The following is an 18,814-nucleotide window of genomic DNA, read 5'->3' on the forward strand; positions in this document are numbered from 1 at the left end:
GCTACTGGCCGCCGGCGGTCAGCGCTGCGAGGGTCATCGCCCGCATGACCGCGCGCGACCGGAGCGTGCGGGCAGGCTTGGTCTCGGCCGACTTCATGCTGTGCGGCGTGGAGTTCAACAGCCCGAATACGGCGTGTGCCATCAGCCGGGCGTCGGCTTCGGCGAGGGTGGGGTGCAGTTCGCGCAGCACTCCCACCCAGATCTCCACGTACTGCCGCTGGGCCCTGCGTACCTGCCGTTCGGCGGCCGCGGGCAGGTGGGCAAGATCACGGTCTTGAATCCGGATCAGGTCAGGTTCGCCGAGTGCGAAGTCGAGGTGGAAATCGATCAGGCCGTCCAAGGTCGCGGCCGCGCCGGCGCCACGGGCCTGCACGGCCCGCGCGCCGGCGAGCAACCCGGCGCTGATGCCGACCAGCAGCTCGACCAACAGTGATTCCTTGTTGGGGAAGTGGCGGTAGATGGCCGGCCCGCTCACGCCGGCGGCGGCGCCGATGTCTTCCAGCCGCACCGCGAGGAATCCGCGCTCGGCGAACAGCCGCTCAGCAGCCGACAACAGTTGCTGGCGCCGGTCGGACTTCAACTGGCTGCGGCGATTTGGCGGCTCGGGCGGTCCGGGTTCGTTGTCCGGGGCGGACGCAGGCATGACGGCCTCCTGGACATGTCGGTTAATCGTCACTAACGTAGCACCCAATCACCGGCCGGAGGAACCGTGGCAACCACCGACGCCGCAGAACGCAAACCGCTTTCCTACGAACGCGGTCCGGCTGTGCCGCCACTGCTCGAGACGACCATCGGCGCGAATCTTGCAGACACCGCAACGACGTTCGCGTCGCGCGACGCACTGGTCGATGTCGCGGCGGGTCGGCGGTGGAGCTACACCGAATTCGTCGCCGACGTGCGCCGGTTGGCGAGTGGGCTGTTACGGGCCGGCATCGGTGTGGGGGATCGGGTAGGCATCTGGTCGCCCAACCGGTGGGAGTGGGTTCTCGTCCAGTACGCCACCGCCGAGATCGGGGCGATCCTGGTGACCATCAATCCGGCCTATCGGGCACGCGAATTGGCCTACGCCGTGCAGCAGTCCGGGATTTCGATGGTGGTCGCCGCCCCCGGTTTCAGGGACGCCGATTATCTGTCGGTGCTGACCGAGGTCAGGCCGGACTGTGTCGATCTGCGCGACGTGGTGATCATGGGAACCGATCGCTGGAATGAGTTGGCCGCCGCCGACGCCGACCTGAGCGTGCTGGCGCAGGTGGCAGCGACGCTGTCGCCCGCCGATCCGATCAACATCCAATACACCTCTGGCACAACGGGTTACCCGAAGGGCGTCACGCTCAGCCACCGCAGCATCCTGAACAACGGCTACCTGGTGGGGGAGCTGCTTGAATACACCGAACACGACCGGATCTGCATCCCGGTGCCCTTCTACCACTGCTTCGGCATGGTGATGGGCAACCTGGCGGCCACCAGCCACGGCGCCTGCATGGTCATCCCGGCGCCCAGTTTCGATCCCGCTCTGACCTTGCATGCGGTGCACGCCGAACGCTGCACCAGCCTGTACGGAGTGCCGACGATGTTCATCGCCGAACTCGGCCTGCCGGATTTCGCCGACTACGAGCTGGACAGCCTGCGCACCGGAATCATGGCGGGTGCGCCGTGCCCGGTCGAGGTGATGCGTCAGGTGATCGGGCGCATGCACATGCCCGGGGTCTCGATCTGCTACGGAATGACCGAGACAAGCCCGGTGTCAACGCAGACCCGCACCGACGATGCGCTGGAACGGCGCGTCTCTACCGTTGGCCGGGTGGGTCCGCACCTGGAGATCAAGGTGGTGGACCCGGGTACCGGCCAGACGGTGCCGCGCGGCACGTCCGGTGAGTTCTGTACCCGCGGCTACTCGGTGATGTCGGGTTACTGGAATGACCCGGCGAAGACGGCCGAGGTGATCGACGCAGACGGATGGATGCACAGCGGGGACCTGGCCGCGATGGACGCCTGCGGGTACGTGCAGATCACCGGACGCATCAAGGACATCGTCATGCGCGGTGGCGAGAACATCTCGCCGCGCGAGATCGAGGAGTTCCTGCACACCCATCCCGCCATCGTCGATGCACACGTGATCGGAGTGCCGGACGAACGCTACGGCGAGGAGGTCATGGCCGTCGTGAAGCTACGCGACGGGACCGCGGAGTTGACCATCGACGAGCTGCGGGAGTTCTGCGCAGGCCGCATCGCCCGGTTCAAGATTCCGAGGTATCTGCGGATCGTCGAGGAGTTCCCGATGACGGTCACCGGCAAGGTCCGCAAAGTCGAGATGCGCGAGGCGGCGATGGAGTGGCTCCGCGGCAGTCCGTAGCCGCTGCTGAGCGGCCCACCCGCCCTGGACGCACCCGGTTGGGAATGGTATTCTCACTGACTTAGTTAATGATTATTAACTGAAATCGGAGGCTCTGCGACAAATGGACAAGGTGGTGGCTACCGCCGCGGAGGCGGTCGCGGACATAACCGACGGCTCGTCGCTGGCCGTCGGGGGATTCGGGCTGTGCGGCATCCCGGAGGCGCTGATCTCGGCGTTGGCCGACCTCGGGGTCACCGACTTGGAGACGGTGTCCAACAACTGCGGCGTCGACGGCATCGGTCTGGGAGTGTTGCTGCTGCACAAGCGAATCCGTCGGACCATCTCGTCCTACGTAGGCGAGAACAAGGAGTTCGCGCGGCAGTTCCTCTCCGGCGAACTCGAGGTGGAGCTGACCCCGCAGGGCACCCTGGCGGAGCGGCTGCGGGCCGGCGGCATGGGCATTCCCGGTTTCTACACCCCGGCCGGAGTGGGAACCCAGATCGCCGACGGTGGGCTGCCGTGGCGGTACGACGCCTCGGGCGAGGTCGCTATCGTGTCGCCGCCCAAGGAGACCCGCGAGTTCGACGGTGTGACCTACGTTCTCGAGCGGGGGATCCGCACGGATTTCGCGCTGGTGCACGCCTGGAAGGGCGACCGGCACGGCAACCTGGTGTATCGCTACGCCGCCGGCAACTTCAACCCCGAATGCGCGCCGGCCGGGCGCATCACCATCGCCGAGGTCGAGCACCTGGTCGAGCCCGGTGAGATCGACCCGGCCACCGTGCATACGCCCGGCGTGTTCGTGCAGCGCGTGGTGCACGTGCCCAACCCGGAGAAGCGGATTGAGAAGGAGACGGTGCGGTGATGGCGGTCGACGGCGCCGAATGTGAGGCTGGCCGCACGCTCGGCGACGAATGTGAAGCTGGCCGCACACTCGCGGGGGAAAGGGGCAAGCGGTGACCTGGAGCAGAGATGACATGGCGGCCCGGATCGCCGCCGATTTCGAGGACGGCCAATACGTCAACCTCGGGATCGGAATGCCGACGCTGATCCCCAACCACATTCCCGACGGCGTCCACGTCGTGCTGCACTCGGAGAACGGGATCCTGGGCGTCGGGCCCTACCCGCGGCGCGAGGACGTCGACGCCGACCTGATCAACGCCGGCAAAGAGACGGTGACTGTGCTGCCCGGCGCGTCGTTTTTCGGCTCCTCGACCTCATTCGGGATCATCCGCGGTGGCCACCTCGACGTGGCTGTCCTTGGCGCCATGCAGGTTTCGGTCACCGGCGACCTCGCCAACTGGATGATCCCCGGCAAGATGGTCAAGGGTATGGGCGGCGCGATGGACCTGGTGCACGGCGCCCGCAAGGTGATCGTGATGATGGAGCACGCCGCCAAGGATGGCAGCCCCAAGATCCTGGAGCGCTGCACCCTGCCGCTGACCGGTGTGGGCTGCGTCAACCGGATCGTCACCGAGTTGGCGGTCATCGACGTCCGCGACGACGGCCTGCACCTCATCGAGACCGCCCCGGACGTCTCGGTCGACGAGGTGGTCGCCAAAACCCAGCCGCCGCTTATTCTTTCGGACCTGGTGACGCGGTGACGACAATAGCTCCGTCCTTCGCCGACGAGCACCGCCGGCTGGTCGCCGACCTCAACGAGAAACTCGCCGCGGCCGCCCTCGGCGGCAACGAGCGCGCCCGCGAGCGGCACGTCAGCCGCGGCAAGCTGCTGCCCCGCGAACGGGTGGACCGCCTGCTCGACCCGGGCAGCCCGTTCCTGGAACTGGCCGCGCTGGCCGCCAACGGCATGTACGGCGACGAGTCCCCCGGGGCGGGCATCATCACCGGCATCGGGCGGGTGTCGGGCCGCGAGTGTGTGATCGTCGCCAACGACGCCACCGTCAAGGGCGGCACCTATTACCCCATGACGGTCAAGAAGCACCTGCGGGCGCAGGAGGTGGCGCTGCAGAATCTGCTGCCCTGCATCTACCTCGTCGACTCCGGCGGCGCTTTCCTGCCCCGCCAGGACGAGGTGTTCCCCGACCGCGAACACTTCGGCCGGATCTTCTACAACCAGGCGACCATGAGCGCCAAGGGAATTCCGCAAGTCGCGGCGGTGCTCGGCTCGTGCACCGCCGGCGGCGCCTACGTGCCGGCGATGAGCGACGAAGCCGTCATCGTCCGCGAGCAGGGCACCATCTTCCTCGGCGGCCCGCCGTTGGTGAAGGCGGCCACCGGCGAGATCGTCACCGCCGAGGAGCTCGGCGGCGGGGATCTGCATTCCCGGGTGTCCGGGGTCACCGACCACCTGGCCGAGGACGACGAGGACGCGCTGCGGATCGTGCGTTCGATCGCCGCCACGTTCGGCCCGCGCGAACCCGCACAGTGGGACATCGCGCCGGCGGTGAGCGCCAACTTCGACCAGGCCGAGCTGTACGACGTGGTGCCCCCGGACCCGCGGGTGCCCTATGACGTCCACGAGGTGATCGTGCGCCTGGTCGACGGCGGCCAGTTCAGCGAGTTCAAGGCGAATTACGGTAAAACGCTGGTGACCGCCTTCGCGCACATCCACGGCCACCCGGTGGGCATCATCGCCAACAATGGCGTGCTGTTCGGCGAATCCGCCGTCAAGGGAGCGCATTTCATCGAACTGTGCGACAAGCGCCGGATCCCGCTGCTGTTCCTGCAGAACATCGCCGGGTTCATGGTCGGCCGCGATTACGAGGCGGGCGGAATCGCCAAACACGGCGCCAAGATGGTCACCGCTGTGGCGTGTGCGCGGGTCCCCAAACTGACGGTGGTGATCGGCGGATCCTACGGCGCAGGAAACTACTCGATGTGCGGACGCGCGTACTCTCCGCGGTTCCTGTGGATGTGGCCGAATGCGCGCATCTCGGTGATGGGTGGCGAACAGGCCGCCTCGGTGCTGGCAACCGTGCGCGGTGAACAGCTTTCGGCCTCCGGCAAGCCCTGGTCGCCCGAGGAGGAAGAGGCGTTCAAGGCGCCGATCCGCGCGCAGTACGAGGACCAGGGCAACCCCTACTATTCGACCGCCCGTCTGTGGGACGACGGCATCATCGACCCCGCCGATACCAGAACGGTTGTGGGACTCGCACTTTCGGTGTGCGCCCATGCCCCGCTGGAATCGGTCTCCTACGGCGTCTTCCGGATGTGACATGTTTGACACTGTCTTAGTGGCCAACCGCGGCGAGATCGCGGTACGGGTGATCCGCACGCTGCGCCGGCTGGGAATACGTTCGGTCGCCGTCTACAGCGACGCCGACGCCGATGCCCGCCATGTGCTCGAAGCCGACTGCGCGGTACGGCTGGGGCCGGCGCCGGCCCGGGAAAGCTATCTCGACATCGCGAAGGTGGTCGACGCCGCGGTGCAGACCGGGGCGCAGGCGATCCACCCCGGGTACGGATTCCTTTCGGAGAACGCGGATTTCGCCGCTGCCTGCGACCGGGCCGCGGTGGTGTTCCTGGGGCCGCCGGCGCGCGCGATCGAGGTGATGGGCGACAAGATCGCCGCCAAGAACGCCGTCGCGGCGTTCGACGTGCCGGTGGTGCCCGGGATCGCGCGGCCGGGCCTGACCGATGACGAGCTGATCGCCGCGGCCGACGACGTGGGCTACCCGGTGCTGGTCAAGCCGTCCGCCGGTGGTGGCGGCAAAGGCATGCGGATGGTGCAGGACCCCGCCCGGTTGCGTGAGGCGTTGGTGAGCGCACGACGCGAAGCCGCCTCCGCGTTCGGTGACGACACCCTGTTCCTGGAGCGTTTTGTGTTGCGCCCCAGACACATCGAGGTTCAGGTGCTCGCCGACACCCACGGCAACGTCGTGCACCTCGGCGAGCGTGAATGCAGCCTGCAACGACGCCACCAGAAGGTGATCGAAGAGGCGCCGTCACCCCTGCTGGACCCTGCGACCCGGGCGCGGATCGGCGCCGCGGCGTGCGACACCGCCCGCAGTGTCGACTACGTCGGCGCCGGCACCGTGGAGTTCATCGTCTCCGCCGACCGTCCCGACGAGTTCTTCTTCATGGAGATGAACACCCGGCTGCAGGTGGAACACCCGGTCACCGAGGAGGTGACCGGGCTGGACCTCGTCGAGTGGCAGCTGCGGGTGGCCGCCGGCGAGAAACTGGCGTTCGCGCAGGACGACATCGAATTGCGTGGACACGCAATCGAAGCCCGAGTTTACGCCGAGGATCCGGCGCGCGGGTTTTTGCCCACCGGCGGCCGGGTACTGCGGGTCGTCGAGCCGTGCGGTCCCGGCGTTCGCGTGGACTCGTCGTTGTTGAGCGACACGGTGGTCGGCAGCGACTACGACCCGATGCTGAGCAAGGTGATCGCCCACGGGACGGACCGGGCGCAGGCGCTGGCGAGGCTCGATCAGGCATTGTCGAAGACCGCAGTGCTGGGTGTTCAGACCAACATCGAGTTTCTCCGCTTTCTGCTCGCCGACGAACGGGTGCAGGCCGGGGATCTCGACACCGCGCTGCTGGACGAGCGGCTGGGTGACTTCGAGCCGCTGCCGGCACCGGACGATGTGTTCGCCGCAGGGGGCCTGTACGTCCAGTGGGCCCTGGAACGGCGAGCTCGCGGCAACCTGTGGGCCGCTCCGAGCGGATGGCGGGTCGGTGCGGAGAGCGCCCCGGTGCGCACCGCGATGCGCACCCCGCAGCGCACCGAGACCGTCTCGGTGTGGGGCCTGCCGGATGCGGCCGAGGTTCAGGTCGGGGAGGGTGAAACCGTCTCCGCGAGCGCGCGACTCGAGTCGGGCCGGCTGAGCGTGGTGCTCGGCGGTGTGCGCCGGGAGTACCGGTGGGCCGAGGCCGATCGGCATCTGTGGATCGCCGACGAGCGGGGTACCTGGCACATCCGCGAAGCCGAGGAGCACAAGATCCACCGCGCCGCGGGCGAGCGTCCGGCTGAGGTCGTCAGCCCCATGCCGGGCAGCGTCATTGCGGTACAGGCGGATTCGGGCACCGAGGTTTCGGAGGGCGACGTGGTGGTGGTCGTCGAGGCGATGAAGATGGAGCACTCGCTGGCGGCACCCGTCTCCGGGCAGGTGGAGGTATTGGTGTCCGTCGGTGACCAGGTGACAGTCGACCAGGTGCTGGCCCGCCTGGCCCCGGCCACCAAAGAAGCAACAGAAAGCAAGGATTAGCGAATCATGACGACAACGATTCCCGCAGGGACCATTCCGAAGGAATACGAGGACCTCCGCGACACAGTGGCCGACTTCGCGCGCACCGTGGTGGCGCCCGTCTCGGCCAAACACGATGAGGAGCACAGCTTTCCGTACGAGGTCGTCGCAAAGATGGGGGAGATGGGGCTGTTCGGCCTGCCGTTCCCCGAGGAGTACGGCGGCATGGGCGGTGACTACTTCGCCCTGAGTCTGGCGCTGGAGGAGCTCGGCAAGGTCGACCAGTCGGTGGCCATCACCCTGGAAGCCGGCGTCGGTTTGGGCGCGATGCCGATCTACCGGTTCGGCACCGAGGAGCAGAAACAGCAGTGGCTGCCCGACCTGCTGGCGGGGCGGGCACTCGCCGGATTCGGGCTCACCGAACCTGGCGCGGGTTCGGACGCCGGCAGCACCCGCACCACCGCCCGCCTGGAGGGCGGTGAATGGATCGTCAACGGCAGCAAGCAGTTCATCACCAACTCCGGCACCGACATCACCTCACTGGTGACCGTCACCGCCGTAACGGGCAGCATCGCCGACGGCAAGAAAGAGATCTCGACCATCATCGTGCCCAACGGCACACCGGGATTCATCGTCGAACCGACCTATAACAAGGTCGGGTGGAACGCATCGGACACCCACCCGCTGACCTTCGACGACGCGCGCGTCCCGCAGGAGAACCTGCTGGGCTCCCGCGGCAAGGGTTATGCCAACTTCCTGTCGATCCTCGACGAGGGCCGCATCGCGATCGCCGCGCTGGCCACCGGGGTGGCGCAGGGCTGCGTCGACGAAAGCGTCAAGTACGCCAACGAACGGCAGTCGTTCGGCCAGCCGATCAGCTCCTACCAGGCGATCAGCTTCAAGATCGCCCGCATGGAAGCCCGAGCCCACGTGGCCCGCACCGCGTACTACGACGCCGCGGCAAAGATGTTGGCCGGCAAGCCCTTCAAGAAGGAAGCCGCGATCGCCAAGATGGTCTCCTCGGAGGCGGCGATGGACAATGCCCGGGACGCCACCCAGATTCACGGCGGCTACGGGTTCATGAACGAGTACCCCGTTGCCCGTCACTACCGCGACAGCAAGATCCTGGAGATCGGCGAGGGCACCACCGAGGTGCAGTTGATGCTGATCGCCCGGTCGCTGGGGCTGTCATGACGGCGGGGACACCCGCCGAGAGTGAATCTGGCGACGCTGCATCGGCGAGTCGCGTCGCAGATTCCACAGTCGGCGAGTCGAAGCGGATCGTCCAGCGTGGCTTGTGGTTTGAGGAGTTCGAGGTCGGCACCACCTACCTGCACCGGCCGGGCCGCACCGTCACCGAGGCAGACAACGTGCTGTTCACCACGCTCACCATGAACACCCAGTCGCTGCACCTGGATGCGGCCTGGGCGGCCGAACAACCGGGCTTTCGCGGCGAGCGGCTGGTGAACTCGATGTTCACGCTCTCCACGCTGGTCGGGCTGTCCGTCGCGCAGCTGACATTGGGCACCATCGTCGCCAACCTCGGCTTCTCCGAGGTGTCCTTCCCCAAGCCGGTGTTTCACGGTGACACCCTTTATGCCGAGACCGTGTGCACCAACAAGCGGGAGTCGAAGAGCCGCCCCGGCGAAGGCATCGTCACGCTGGAGCACACCGGACGCAACCAGCACGGTGACGTCGTGGCGAAAGCGGTGCGCACCACGCTCGTCCAGAAGCGCCCGTCATGAGCCTGCGCACAGCGGGGCCGGGATGGCTGTTCTGCCCGGCCGACCGTCCTGAGCGTTTCACCAAGGCCGCCGCGGCGGCCGATGTGGTGATCCTTGACCTGGAAGACGGTGTGGCGGCCGCGGAGAAGCCGGCCGCGCGCCAGGCGCTGCGGGACACGCCGCTGGACCCCGAGCGCACTGTGGTGCGGATCAACGCGGCCGGCACCGAGGACCAGGCGCGTGACCTGGAAGCATTGGCGGACACCGCCTACACGACGGTGATGTTGCCCAAGACCGAGTCGGCCGCCCAGGTGGCGGCCCTGGCGCCGCGCGATGTCATCGCCCTGGTCGAGACGGCGCGGGGAGCGTTGTTCGCTGCCGAGATTGCCGCAGCCGAGCGCACTGTCGGGATGATGTGGGGTGCCGAAGATCTGATCGCCACGCTGGGCGGCAGCTCCAGCCGGCGCGCGGACGGCACCTACCGCGACGTCGCGCGTCACGTTCGCTCGACAACCCTGTTGGCGGCCAACGCGTTTGACCGGCTGGCGCTCGACGCGGTGCACCTGGACATCCGCGACATCGAGGGCTTGCAGACGGAGGCTGTCGATGCTGTGGCGGTGGGCTTCGACGTGACCGTGTGTATCCATCCCAGTCAGGTGGACGTGGTGCGCAAGGCTTATCGGCCCAGCGACGAAACGGTGGACTGGGCGCGGCGGGTACTGACCGCGGCCAGGACCGAGCGCGGGGTGTTCGCGTTCGAAGGGCAGATGGTGGACGCCCCGGTGCTGCGGCACGCGGAGGCGATGCTGCGGCGGGCGGGGGAGCCTCTCCCGCAGTGAGTGCCACGGTCCTCTGGGCGCTCGTCGCCCTGGTCGAGTTCGCCTGCCTGATCGCGATGTTCGTCGTACTCGTCGTGTCCCGGAACAAGCTGCGCGGTGCCAGGAATGCACTGGAGCGGATCCGGCAGAACAAGCCACGCCGTCGACGACGGCCGGGAGTCGCCCCACTCGCAATCAGGACGGTGTGGCGCACCACGGATTCGCTGATAAACAAGGGAATCGGGGCGACCGTGCGCAATTCGGTGGAAGACCTCGCGGGCTGGGCCCGGGTGGAGCGCCCCGATCTCGCCAGGATGACAGCCGACGGCAATGTCGTGATCGCCTTCTCCGACATCGAAGGTTCGACCGAGCTCAACGAGGAACTCGGCGACCGGGGCTGGGTGAAACTGCTTGAGCGGCACAACAAGTTGATCTACCAGCACGTCGACGACTGCGACGGTCACGTGGTGAAGACGCAGGGTGACGGCTTCATGATCGCCTTCCCGGATCCGGTGAAGGCCGTGCGCTGCAGTATCGCGATCCAGCGCGCGTTGCAGTCAGAACCCGAGCGGTGGGATGACATCCGGGTGCGGATCGGCCTCCACATGGGTGAGTCGGTGCGGCGGGGGGACGACCTGTTCGGTCGCAACGTGGCTATGGCGGCCCGGGTGGCCGGTCAGGCCGACGGTGGAGAAATCCTGGTGAGCGAGACAGTGCGGGAGGCGGTCTCAGCGGATTCCGACATCGTGCTGGGCACCCCCAGGGAGGTCGAACTCAAGGGGTTCCGCGGCAGCCACGAGCTCTACCCGGTTCGTGCGACCTGACTGACCTGCTGAACCCGGTCGCCGATATCGACAATGGCGTGCGGCCGCACCGGCACGTCTTTGCGCGCGAGTGACTTCGCGTTGGCGATCGTCTCGCGCGCGGAAACCGGCTCCGCCAGTTCGGCTTCGAGCATCCGGCTGATCGACTCGTCGATGAAGTCGAAGGACCCGGCATCCGCCGGACCGGAGGCGCCGCGGGCGGATCCGGCCAGCGCCGGATACCCGACGTCGGTGGGTGCGAATGTCCGGAACGTCACCGCACGGGAGTACTTCGGTTGCACATCAACGACTTTGACGCGCAGCTTCTCGGCCGGCAGCTCTCCGATCACCTCACCCGTCTCGGGATCGCGAATCGGGTCACCCGCGGCTGAGAGCACCGCGAAGACCATCTCGGGCTGCACGCCGTGCACCAGACCACGGTTGATGATCAACGTGTACTGATCTTCGACGCGAGCGACGCTGCCGCTGATCAGTCGGCTTCCGTCGAGCGCCTCGACCGGTAGTGCCGAACCCCATTGGGGGGAAACCGGTTTCGCGGCACCCAAGGACAATTCCGTCGCGACCTTGGCGCGCACCACCTCGATCAGCGCGCCGTCGCCGTTACCGCTTTCGAGGTGATTCTGCGCGGCCGAAAGCCGGTCGTCGACGTAGTGGACCGATCTTCGCAACTGCTGGGTTTCCTGGATGGCGGTCTGCGTGACCTTCAGCATGTGCTGGTCGAGTCCCTGGCGGATGTGCCAGCGAGTTCCGAAGATGCCGATGGCGATGCAGAGTCCGGGGACGAAAGCGATGACGCACGCCTGCCCGATGGGATTGGCGGGGAACGCGAGGGCGCCGAAGATGCTGATCGCAGCCAGCCCGCCGAGCAGGGCGAGCTTCTGCGGCGGAGTCGGTTTGACCTCAGCCAGCCGCGCGAGGCGCCGGCCCACCCGGGCCAGCCACCGCCCCAGGTGATTCAGCCACTGACCGAGGTGGCTCAACCCGGCGGCGAGGTGCCCGGGCAGCGCGGCGAACAGGGTTTTCCACGTTGTCTTCTCGGTCCCGCTCACCGGCGGTGCGAGGATGGGTTGCTCGACGGGCGCCGATTGCTCGGGCGCGCCGGCGCCGTCTGAAGGGATTTCGCCGTCAGCCACGTGGTTATCATCCCACTGCGCGGCCGAACCGGGCACTAGGCGCGGTTCGGCTCCGTGTCACTGCTTCCCAACGGCGTGACCAGTGCCGGACGACTGCCCGATCAAGCACACGCCTGATGCGCATGGTCCACCGCTGAACGGTGTTGAATTTTAGGGTCCCCCGACCCCTGACGTTTTGGTCCCCCGACCTTGAAACGAACACTAGCGGCTCGCTGCTGCGCCCGCAGGGGATTCGCAAAATTCGCTGAATTCGCCGGCCAGACGCCCGACTACTTGCCACGCCAGCGCAGCACGTCCAGCGCTACAGCGACGTTGACGCTGCTTTCGGCCAAGGGCCGGGGCAGCAGCTCATCCGCGCGGGCCAAGCGGCGGAGCAGGGTGTTGCGGTGGGTGAACAGCCGCGCTGCCGCGCGGGACGCGTTGCACTGCTCGTCGACGAAAACCCGCACATATTCCTGTAGTTCGCTACCCGCCGCTTCCAGCTCGCCGAGCGCATGGTGGACGAACTCGGTGGCGCGGTCGGTGTCGCCGGTGATCAGCGCCACCAGTTCCACGTCGGCGAAAAACGCCACGCGCTGCGGTGATTGCAGACGCGCCATCATCTGCTGAGTGGTGATCGCGTCGAAATGGCTGCGCCGAAATCCATCGATGCCCTCGGCGCACGGCCCGATCGCGACGCGGATATCGGGCATGGCAGCGATCGAATTGCCGAGCGCCACAGTGTTTATGGACTTGCCCGGAACCCATACCCAACGAGTCGCGGTGCTGGCGAGGATCGTCAATGGCCGCACTTTGGCAGCTTGTCCGAGCGCCTCGGCGGCCGCATCGAGGCGGGCCATGTCGCCCGCTGGGTCGTCGCTCCAGATGACCGCCGCGGTATGGGGGCCGGTCAGGGCGTAGCCCAGACGCGCTTCGGCCCTCTTGCGGGTGATGGGGGCGCCATCGAGGATCAGCGCCACGGTTTCGCGCCGCTCGGCGTGGGTCCCACGGGTCAGGTCGTCGAGTTCCTGGTCGATCCGGGTGGCGATGCCCGCCAGCGTGCCGTCGATGAACGCGCTGATCGACCGGGAGCACACGTCGAGCAGCTCGTGCAGTTCGGCCGGGTCTGAGGTCAGCTCGAAGGCGATCTCCATCAATCGGCGCCATGCCACGGCTTCACCGACGCGATACGCGTCCAGGGTGAATGCGGTGAGCCCACGACGCGCCACCTCGCGCGCGATGTTCATCGGCTCGGGCCCGGTGTTGGGCGGAACCGGCGCTCCGGGATCGCGGACATTGGCCGCTCCCCAGAAGTAGAGGTTCGCCCGATTGCTGCGGCTGACCGCGGCGGCCAGTTCCGGGTCCGCGGCAATGGCGGGGCTGGCCGCGAGCACCTCGGCGTCGAGTTCTTCCAGCCATTCGGCGCGCGGGTTGACGGTGATCTGCGCACATTGCCGAATCAGCTCCCTGACCGGCTCCGACGGACGTTTCCAGGACATTTAGCCACAGTAATTTAGTGGTGCAATGTGCACCACGGGTTCAGGTGATTTGGGCAGATCTCATCTTGGTTTGAGGCCTCGCGATCGCCACCATGAACACAACAGTTCACCTGCGTCAGGAGCCAAGCTCATGTCCTACAAAGCCGTAGGCACCGCCATCGAGCACGTCGACGTCCTCATCGTCGGAGCCGGCATCTCCGGCATCGGGGCCGCCTACTACCTGCAGCGCGAACACCCGGCTCGCAGCTACGCGATCCTGGAGGCACGCGCCGCCACCGGCGGCACCTGGGACCTGTTCCGCTACCCGGGAATTCGTTCGGACTCCGACCTGCACACCTTCGGTTACGAGTTCAAGCCGTGGCGCGATGAGGACGCCATCGCAACCGCGGACAAGATCCTCGCCTACCTGCGCGAGACGGCCGCCGAGAACGGCATCGACCGCAAGATCCGGTTCCACCACAAGGTGCACGGTGCTTCCTGGTCGAGTGCCGACGCTCGTTGGGTGGTGGACGTCGAGCAGACCGACACCGGGACCCGGACACAGATCAGCGCCAACTGGTTGTTCTGCGCCGGCGGGTACTACCGCTACGACGAGGGCTACACGCCGCACTTCGAGGGCCGTGAGCGCTTCACCGGCCAGATCGTGCACCCTCAGCAATGGCCCGAGGACCTTGACTACACCGGTAAGAAGGTGGTCATCATCGGCAGCGGCGCCACCGCCGTGACGTTGCTGCCGGCCATGGCCGAACGTGCCGGGCACGTGACCATGCTGCAGCGTTCACCGACCTACATCATGCCGGTGCCGTCGAAGGACGTCATCGCCAATACGGCGCAGAAGTTGTTCGGCGGCAAGCGCGGTTATGCCCTGGCCCGCCGCAAGAACATCCTCCAGCAGCGTGCGGTCTTCGAGTTCTGCCAGCGGTTCCCGGTCCTGGCGAGAAAAGCCATCCGCTACCTCAACGCCAGGCAGCTCCCGGAGAACTACCCGGTCGATGAACACTTCAGCCCGGCCTACAACCCGTGGGACCAACGGCTGTGCGCGGTGCCCGACTCGGACCTGTTCAAAGCGATCAGGAACGGAAGCGCGTCGGTGGTGACCGACCGGATCGCGACGTTCACGGAGAACGGCATCCTGCTCGAGTCCGGCCGGGAACTCGACGCCGACATCATCGTCACCGCAACGGGTTTGAACCTGCAGGCGTTCGGCGGCATGTCTCTGACGGTCGACGGGGCGCCGGTCAACCTGCCCGACCACGTGGCCTACAAGGGCATGATGTTGTCCGACGTACCCAACTTCGCGTACGCGATCGGCTACACCAACTCCTCATGGACGCTCAAGGTCGGCCTGCTGTGCGAACACCTGTGCCGGCTGCTGGCGTACATGGACGCCAACGGTTTCGACACCGCCCGCCCCGTGCTCGACGACCCGGACATGGAAACCCGGCCATTGCTGGACTTCGGAGCCGGCTACGTCCAGCGCGCGGTACACCAGTTCCCGCGGCAGGGTGCCGGTCAGCCGTGGCTCACGTCGATGAGTTACTACACCGACGTGAAGACGTTGCGCAATGACGGCGTCGTCGACCCGGCCCTTAGCCTGACCAGGTCGGCCGACGTGCGCAGCCCCGAGGCGGTGCCGGCGTAAGAGGTTGTAACCCACGGCCCTAGATGTTGACGGGCTCGCGACGGGCGGGCCCATCAACGTGGAGGATCACCGTGACGACCCTGTACAACCAACCAGCCCTGCCGGCGAAACTGTGGCACTGGCTTGCTCATCCGCCCACCGGCGCCCCCGCGGCGACACTGCTGATCCGGCTGATGGCCGGCGGAGTGTTTCTGTGGGAGGGCACTTTGAAGTTCGTGCTCCCGAACCAGGGCGTCGGGCGCTTCACCAAGATCGGTATCCCGTTCCCGGAGTTGAGTGCGAACTTCGTTGGGCTGCTTGAGATCACCGGGGGAGTGCTGTTGTTGCTGGGCTTGTTCACCCGCTTCATCAGCATCCCCTTCATCGTGGAGATGATCGTCGCGATGCTGTCCACCAAGATCGCCATCTTCCTCGGGGTGTCGCCGCTGCCCTTGCCTCCGGTGCCGCCACAGACCGGGTTCTGGGCGGTGCTGCATGAAGTTCGCTCCGAGTACGCCCAGTTGCTGACGGTGACGTTCCTGCTCATCGTCGGGCCCGGCCCGTGGTCGGTTGACGCGCTGCGCGCGCGGCGACGTGGTCGCGGATCGGCGGAAGCCGCAGACGTCGCGAAAGCGCCGGCAGGAGTTCGCTGACGGGGACGGCGCGCCGCGGGTCAGCCCGTCAGGGGCGGAATGTTCAGCGCGCGCAACAGCGTGCCCAGCCCGGTCGTCACCGCGGACACCGCGGTGACGCTGGGCTGGCCGAGGTTGACGGTGAGTCCCGGGTGCAACGACGCGACGTAGGGATAGGTGTCGGGCAGGTATGTCTGCGGCAGCACACCCGCCCACACCAGGTTGGCCTGAACGCCTTGCACGGTTCCCTTGATCAGGTAGCTGCCGACGTTGACGGGGTTGATCACCGGGAACAGGCTGGCCGGAGTGGGCAGGTTCGCGTATTCGGTGTTGACGCCGCCGATATCGCCGTACCCCAGATCGATCAGCACCCGCAGGGGCGGCTGTATCAGGTTGAGCACGGGTTGTGGCAGATTCAGCGGCCGCAGCAGTGGCAGGTCCTGGCTCGGAATCAGATAGTAGGTGGTGTTGCCGACCGCCCCTGGCGACACCGGCGCGACTATCGCCGACGCAATCTGTGCGGGCGTTAGGTTTTCGTACGCGGGAGCCGGACTCAGGTGGCCGTAGTACATGCCGGCCAGGGCATTGGCGTCGGCCAGCAGGTTGAGCGGGTACCGGGGGAAGTGGGCGAACCCGTCGTACTGGATGGTGTAGATCGAGGTGGGGTAAACCGAATCCGGTGTCGCGCCGCTGAATGTCTCGTTGACGCCGGGAAGGTACATCCCGACGAAGCGCTGGAACAGGCCGCCGTTGGGGTTGTTGGGGTTGCCGGCCAGTACGAAGCTCAGGTCGGACGGGGGCGGCCCGGTGATCGAGCCGTTGGCGATGCCTTTCAGATATTCGGTGATGATGCTGGCGCTTTGGGAGAAGCCGAACGCGACGGTGTGCGTGCCCGGTGGTTGTGCGGCGATCGCCTGCTTCAAGATCTCGAGTCCCCGGGCGACCGACGTGTCGTAGGTCAGGCTGTTCAGGCCGGTCAACGGGAAGCCCTGCTCGGGGGTGGTCAATCCGGTCGGAATGGCCGACTGCGGCGCGATGAGCGGGGCGATGTAGGCGTTGTAGATGTTGTTGAGGTAGGCGGCATTCGGGGTGGGGTTACCGGTGCCGCCCATGATCAAGGTGGTGACGCCGGTACTCAGTGGGCCGGCGAGCGTCGATTCGCTCGTCGCCTCCGCGCTCAGGTACGAACCGCACGCCGCGCCCAACGTCCGAACGAAGTGCTGATGAAACGCGTTGGCCCGCTCGCTGAGTGCCTGGAACTCCTGGCCGTAACCGGTGAAGAACGTTGCGATCGCCGCCGAAACCTCATCAGCCGCAGCCGATATCACGGTGGTGGTGTGCCGGGCTGCCGCCGCGTTCGCCGAGTCCAGCGTCACACGGATCGTCTCGAGACGCGACGCCGCCGCCGCGAGCGCCTCCGGAGTCACGGTGAGCAACGACACGCCGCCCGGCGGTGCCGGCCCGCTCATCGTGACCCCGCTGCATCGGACTCGTCGGGCGCCCAGGTGCTCGGCATCAGCGGTGTGGTTGGGCCACTACCGAATTCGTCGCCGCCCAACATGGTCAAGCCCGCGGCTTCGGAAGCGACAGCGGCCGGGCGGCGGGCGGTGCCGGTGAAGCCCAGTCGTTCCGCTCCGCGGTCCGAGGCCCTGGTAGGCGTGCTGGACGCGGCGTCGGGACCGTGCCCGGCATCACCCTTCACGTTGTCGTCCAGGTCCATGTACTCATAACCCCGTCCGCGCACTTCGACTTTGGCGCGCCGCTGCCGGCGCGCTCGCGCCTTCTCCTGCGCCAGGGCCGCCAAAGCTGCAGGGGTTTCGGCGGTCTCGGTAGCCGGAGACTTTCGTTTGACACCGGCCTTGGTGACTGCCGGAGAATTCATGCCGACCGACCCGCCCATCAGATACGAGAAGGGTCCGGCGGGGGTGCCGCCCGGGGGTGGCGTTGCGCCCGGCGCGACGGGTACCGCGGGTGCGGTGGTGGGCAACGGTGCGGCCGGTGCGAGAGCCGGGGCCACGGCGGCCGGCGCCGGCGCTGTCCCGGCCGGCGCCGGCATCGGAGCCGGGCTCACGACGGGGGCGGTCGGCCCGATCGGGACCGGCTCGGCGCCCGCGTGCACGTGGGCGGCCACTTCCGCGATTCCGACGCTGCCGGCGGCCGCCAGACCCGCCAGCGCCGGGCCGGCCAGCAGGGGGGCCAGGCCCGCCGCCAACAGCGGGAAGGTCACCAGAAACTGGATGACCTGAATCGTCACGTCGTACACGATGGCGACTCCGCCGAAGGCGTAGGCAGCCGCGATCAGTGCCGGGTTGTTACCAGCCGCAGCGACAAGTGCCTGCAACAGGGCCGGATAGCCGGTGGTCGGTGACGAGGCTACCGAGATGTCATTGAGAATCAGGGACAGCGGATCCGTTCCGGGCGGGACGCTGAACAGGTAGTCCAGCAGGGACTGGTTGCCCCCGCCCCCGACACGGTTGAAGATCTGCTCGACCTCGGTCAGAAACTCGGTCAGCGAGGACAGCGGGTCGGCCGAGGCTGCCGCCGGGCCGGCCCGCACGATGGGCGGGGCCGCCTCGGTGGGCGGTGCCGCGGTCACTGATGCGGTCGAAACACTCTGGTAGACAGTCATTGTGGTGGCGGCTTGCACCCACATGCGGACGTAGTCGGCCTCATTGAGCGCGATCGGGATGGTGTTGATGCCGAAGAAATTCGTTGCCAGCAGCACCGTGTGGGTGGCGTGGTTGGCGGCCAGCTCGCCGAGGGTCGGCATCGCCGCCAGTGCGGTGGCGTAGCTGACGGCCGCGGTTTCGTGCTGAGCTGCCGTCGCGGCTGCGTCGGCGGCCGCCCGGGTCAGCCACGCCACATAGGGTGCGTTGGCCGCCGCATACGAGGAGGCGGCAGCACCCTGCCACGACTGCGCCTGCGCGGCGGCCACGAGCGCTGACAACTCTTCGGCGACCGCGATGTACTCGGTGCTCAAGTGATTCCATGCCCCGGCCGCTGCCAGCAGCGGGCCCGGCCCAGGGCCGCTATTCAGCAAAGCCGAATGAACCTCGGGTGGGAACGCCATCCATACCGGCGCGGTCAATGCCAGTG

General features: G+C 67.2%; 16 protein-coding genes. 11 read left to right on the forward strand and 5 right to left on the reverse strand.

Annotated features, from left to right (window positions below):
* Position 1: 1 nt before the first annotated feature.
* Complete coding sequence (locus tag AO501_RS11535; RefSeq protein WP_055577834.1) at positions 2-643, reverse strand: TetR/AcrR family transcriptional regulator; 642 nt, start codon at positions 641-643, stop codon at positions 2-4.
* 66 nt (positions 644-709) lie between these two features.
* Between AO501_RS11535 and AO501_RS11540 the strand changes: the two genes are divergently transcribed.
* The 9 genes from AO501_RS11540 (at position 710) to AO501_RS11580 (ending at position 10,854) form a co-directional block, all read left to right on the forward strand.
* On the forward strand, positions 710-2,353 hold the full coding sequence (locus AO501_RS11540; protein WP_055577835.1) for an AMP-binding protein: 1,644 nt from the start codon (positions 710-712) through the stop codon (positions 2,351-2,353).
* 103 nt (positions 2,354-2,456) lie between these two features.
* A complete protein-coding gene (locus tag AO501_RS11545; protein WP_055577836.1) occupies positions 2,457-3,200 on the forward strand; it encodes a CoA transferase subunit A in 744 nt (247 codons plus the stop codon).
* 91 nt (positions 3,201-3,291) lie between these two features.
* Positions 3,292-3,939 (forward strand): CoA transferase subunit B, encoded by a 648-nt coding sequence (locus AO501_RS11550; RefSeq protein WP_055577837.1) that lies wholly within the window; start codon positions 3,292-3,294, stop codon positions 3,937-3,939.
* Positions 3,936-5,513 carry a carboxyl transferase domain-containing protein gene (locus tag AO501_RS11555; protein WP_055577838.1) on the forward strand — a complete coding sequence of 526 codons (1,578 nt, stop codon included), beginning with the start codon at positions 3,936-3,938 and terminating at the stop codon, positions 5,511-5,513. The genes AO501_RS11550 and AO501_RS11555 overlap by 4 nt, the downstream gene beginning before the upstream one ends.
* A 1-nt stretch (position 5,514) precedes the next feature.
* A complete protein-coding gene (locus AO501_RS11560; RefSeq protein ID WP_055577839.1) occupies positions 5,515-7,509 on the forward strand; it encodes an acetyl-CoA carboxylase biotin carboxylase subunit in 1,995 nt (664 codons plus the stop codon).
* Positions 7,510-7,515: 6 nt separating this feature from the next.
* A complete protein-coding gene (locus tag AO501_RS11565) occupies positions 7,516-8,682 on the forward strand; it encodes an acyl-CoA dehydrogenase family protein (RefSeq protein WP_055577840.1) in 1,167 nt (388 codons plus the stop codon).
* Entirely contained in the window at positions 8,679-9,233 is a 555-nt protein-coding gene (locus tag AO501_RS11570; RefSeq protein WP_156452476.1) for a MaoC family dehydratase, read from the forward strand. Before AO501_RS11565 ends, AO501_RS11570 begins: the two co-directional genes overlap by 4 nt.
* Entirely contained in the window at positions 9,230-10,051 is an 822-nt protein-coding gene (locus AO501_RS11575) for an HpcH/HpaI aldolase/citrate lyase family protein (protein WP_055577841.1), read from the forward strand. Before AO501_RS11570 ends, AO501_RS11575 begins: the two co-directional genes overlap by 4 nt.
* Positions 10,052-10,107: 56 nt before the next feature.
* Positions 10,108-10,854 carry an adenylate/guanylate cyclase domain-containing protein gene (locus AO501_RS11580; protein ID WP_055577928.1) on the forward strand — a complete coding sequence of 249 codons (747 nt, stop codon included), beginning with the start codon at positions 10,108-10,110 and terminating at the stop codon, positions 10,852-10,854.
* Here the strand turns inward: AO501_RS11580 and AO501_RS11585 are convergent.
* Positions 10,833-11,987: a hypothetical protein gene (locus AO501_RS11585; protein ID WP_156452477.1), complete on the reverse strand. Its 1,155-nt coding sequence runs from the start codon at positions 11,985-11,987 to the stop codon at positions 10,833-10,835. The genes AO501_RS11580 and AO501_RS11585 overlap by 22 nt on opposite strands.
* 269 nt (positions 11,988-12,256) lie before the next feature.
* A complete protein-coding gene (locus AO501_RS11590) occupies positions 12,257-13,465 on the reverse strand; it encodes a PucR family transcriptional regulator (RefSeq protein WP_055577843.1) in 1,209 nt (402 codons plus the stop codon).
* A 130-nt stretch (positions 13,466-13,595) separates the two neighbouring features.
* On the opposite strand from AO501_RS11590, the gene AO501_RS11595 reads away from it, so the two are divergent.
* Both AO501_RS11595 and AO501_RS11600 read left to right on the forward strand, forming a co-directional pair.
* Positions 13,596-15,107: a flavin-containing monooxygenase gene (locus AO501_RS11595; protein ID WP_055577844.1), complete on the forward strand. Its 1,512-nt coding sequence runs from the start codon at positions 13,596-13,598 to the stop codon at positions 15,105-15,107.
* 71 nt (positions 15,108-15,178) lie between these two features.
* Entirely contained in the window at positions 15,179-15,739 is a 561-nt protein-coding gene (locus AO501_RS11600; RefSeq protein ID WP_231752446.1) for a DoxX family protein, read from the forward strand.
* Positions 15,740-15,759: 20 nt separating this feature from the next.
* Here the strand turns inward: AO501_RS11600 and AO501_RS11605 are convergent, their stop codons facing one another.
* Together AO501_RS11605 and AO501_RS11610 are read right to left on the reverse strand one after the other, a co-directional pair.
* Positions 15,760-17,187 carry a PE-PPE domain-containing protein gene (locus AO501_RS11605; RefSeq protein WP_055577845.1) on the reverse strand — a complete coding sequence of 476 codons (1,428 nt, stop codon included), beginning with the start codon at positions 17,185-17,187 and terminating at the stop codon, positions 15,760-15,762.
* Positions 17,184-18,806, reverse strand: a complete 1,623-nt coding sequence (locus AO501_RS11610; protein ID WP_063892856.1) for a PPE family protein — start codon at positions 18,804-18,806, stop codon at positions 17,184-17,186. The genes AO501_RS11605 and AO501_RS11610 overlap by 4 nt, the downstream gene beginning before the upstream one ends.
* Between the last annotated feature and the right edge of the window lie 8 nt (positions 18,807-18,814).

The sequence above is a fragment of the Mycobacterium gordonae genome (genome assembly GCF_001417955.2).
GTDB lineage: Bacteria > Actinomycetota > Actinomycetes > Mycobacteriales > Mycobacteriaceae > Mycobacterium > Mycobacterium gordonae_B.

Coding starts and splice junctions, on each gene's coding strand:
- AO501_RS11590 (WP_055577843.1), bottom strand. CDS start 13,465: ATGTCCTGGAAACGTCCGTCGGAGCCGGTCAGGGAGCTGATTCGGCAA.
- AO501_RS11575 (WP_055577841.1), top strand. CDS start 9,230: ATGAGCCTGCGCACAGCGGGGCCGGGATGGCTGTTCTGCCCGGCCGAC.
- AO501_RS11545 (WP_055577836.1), top strand. CDS start 2,457: ATGGACAAGGTGGTGGCTACCGCCGCGGAGGCGGTCGCGGACATAACC.
- AO501_RS11605 (WP_055577845.1), bottom strand. CDS start 17,187: ATGAGCGGGCCGGCACCGCCGGGCGGCGTGTCGTTGCTCACCGTGACT.
- AO501_RS11565 (WP_055577840.1), top strand. CDS start 7,516: ATGACGACAACGATTCCCGCAGGGACCATTCCGAAGGAATACGAGGAC.
- AO501_RS11595 (WP_055577844.1), top strand. CDS start 13,596: ATGTCCTACAAAGCCGTAGGCACCGCCATCGAGCACGTCGACGTCCTC.
- AO501_RS11535 (WP_055577834.1), bottom strand. CDS start 643: ATGCCTGCGTCCGCCCCGGACAACGAACCCGGACCGCCCGAGCCGCCA.
- AO501_RS11560 (WP_055577839.1), top strand. CDS start 5,515: ATGTTTGACACTGTCTTAGTGGCCAACCGCGGCGAGATCGCGGTACGG.
- AO501_RS11570 (WP_156452476.1), top strand. CDS start 8,679: ATGACGGCGGGGACACCCGCCGAGAGTGAATCTGGCGACGCTGCATCG.
- AO501_RS11580 (WP_055577928.1), top strand. CDS start 10,108: ATGTTCGTCGTACTCGTCGTGTCCCGGAACAAGCTGCGCGGTGCCAGG.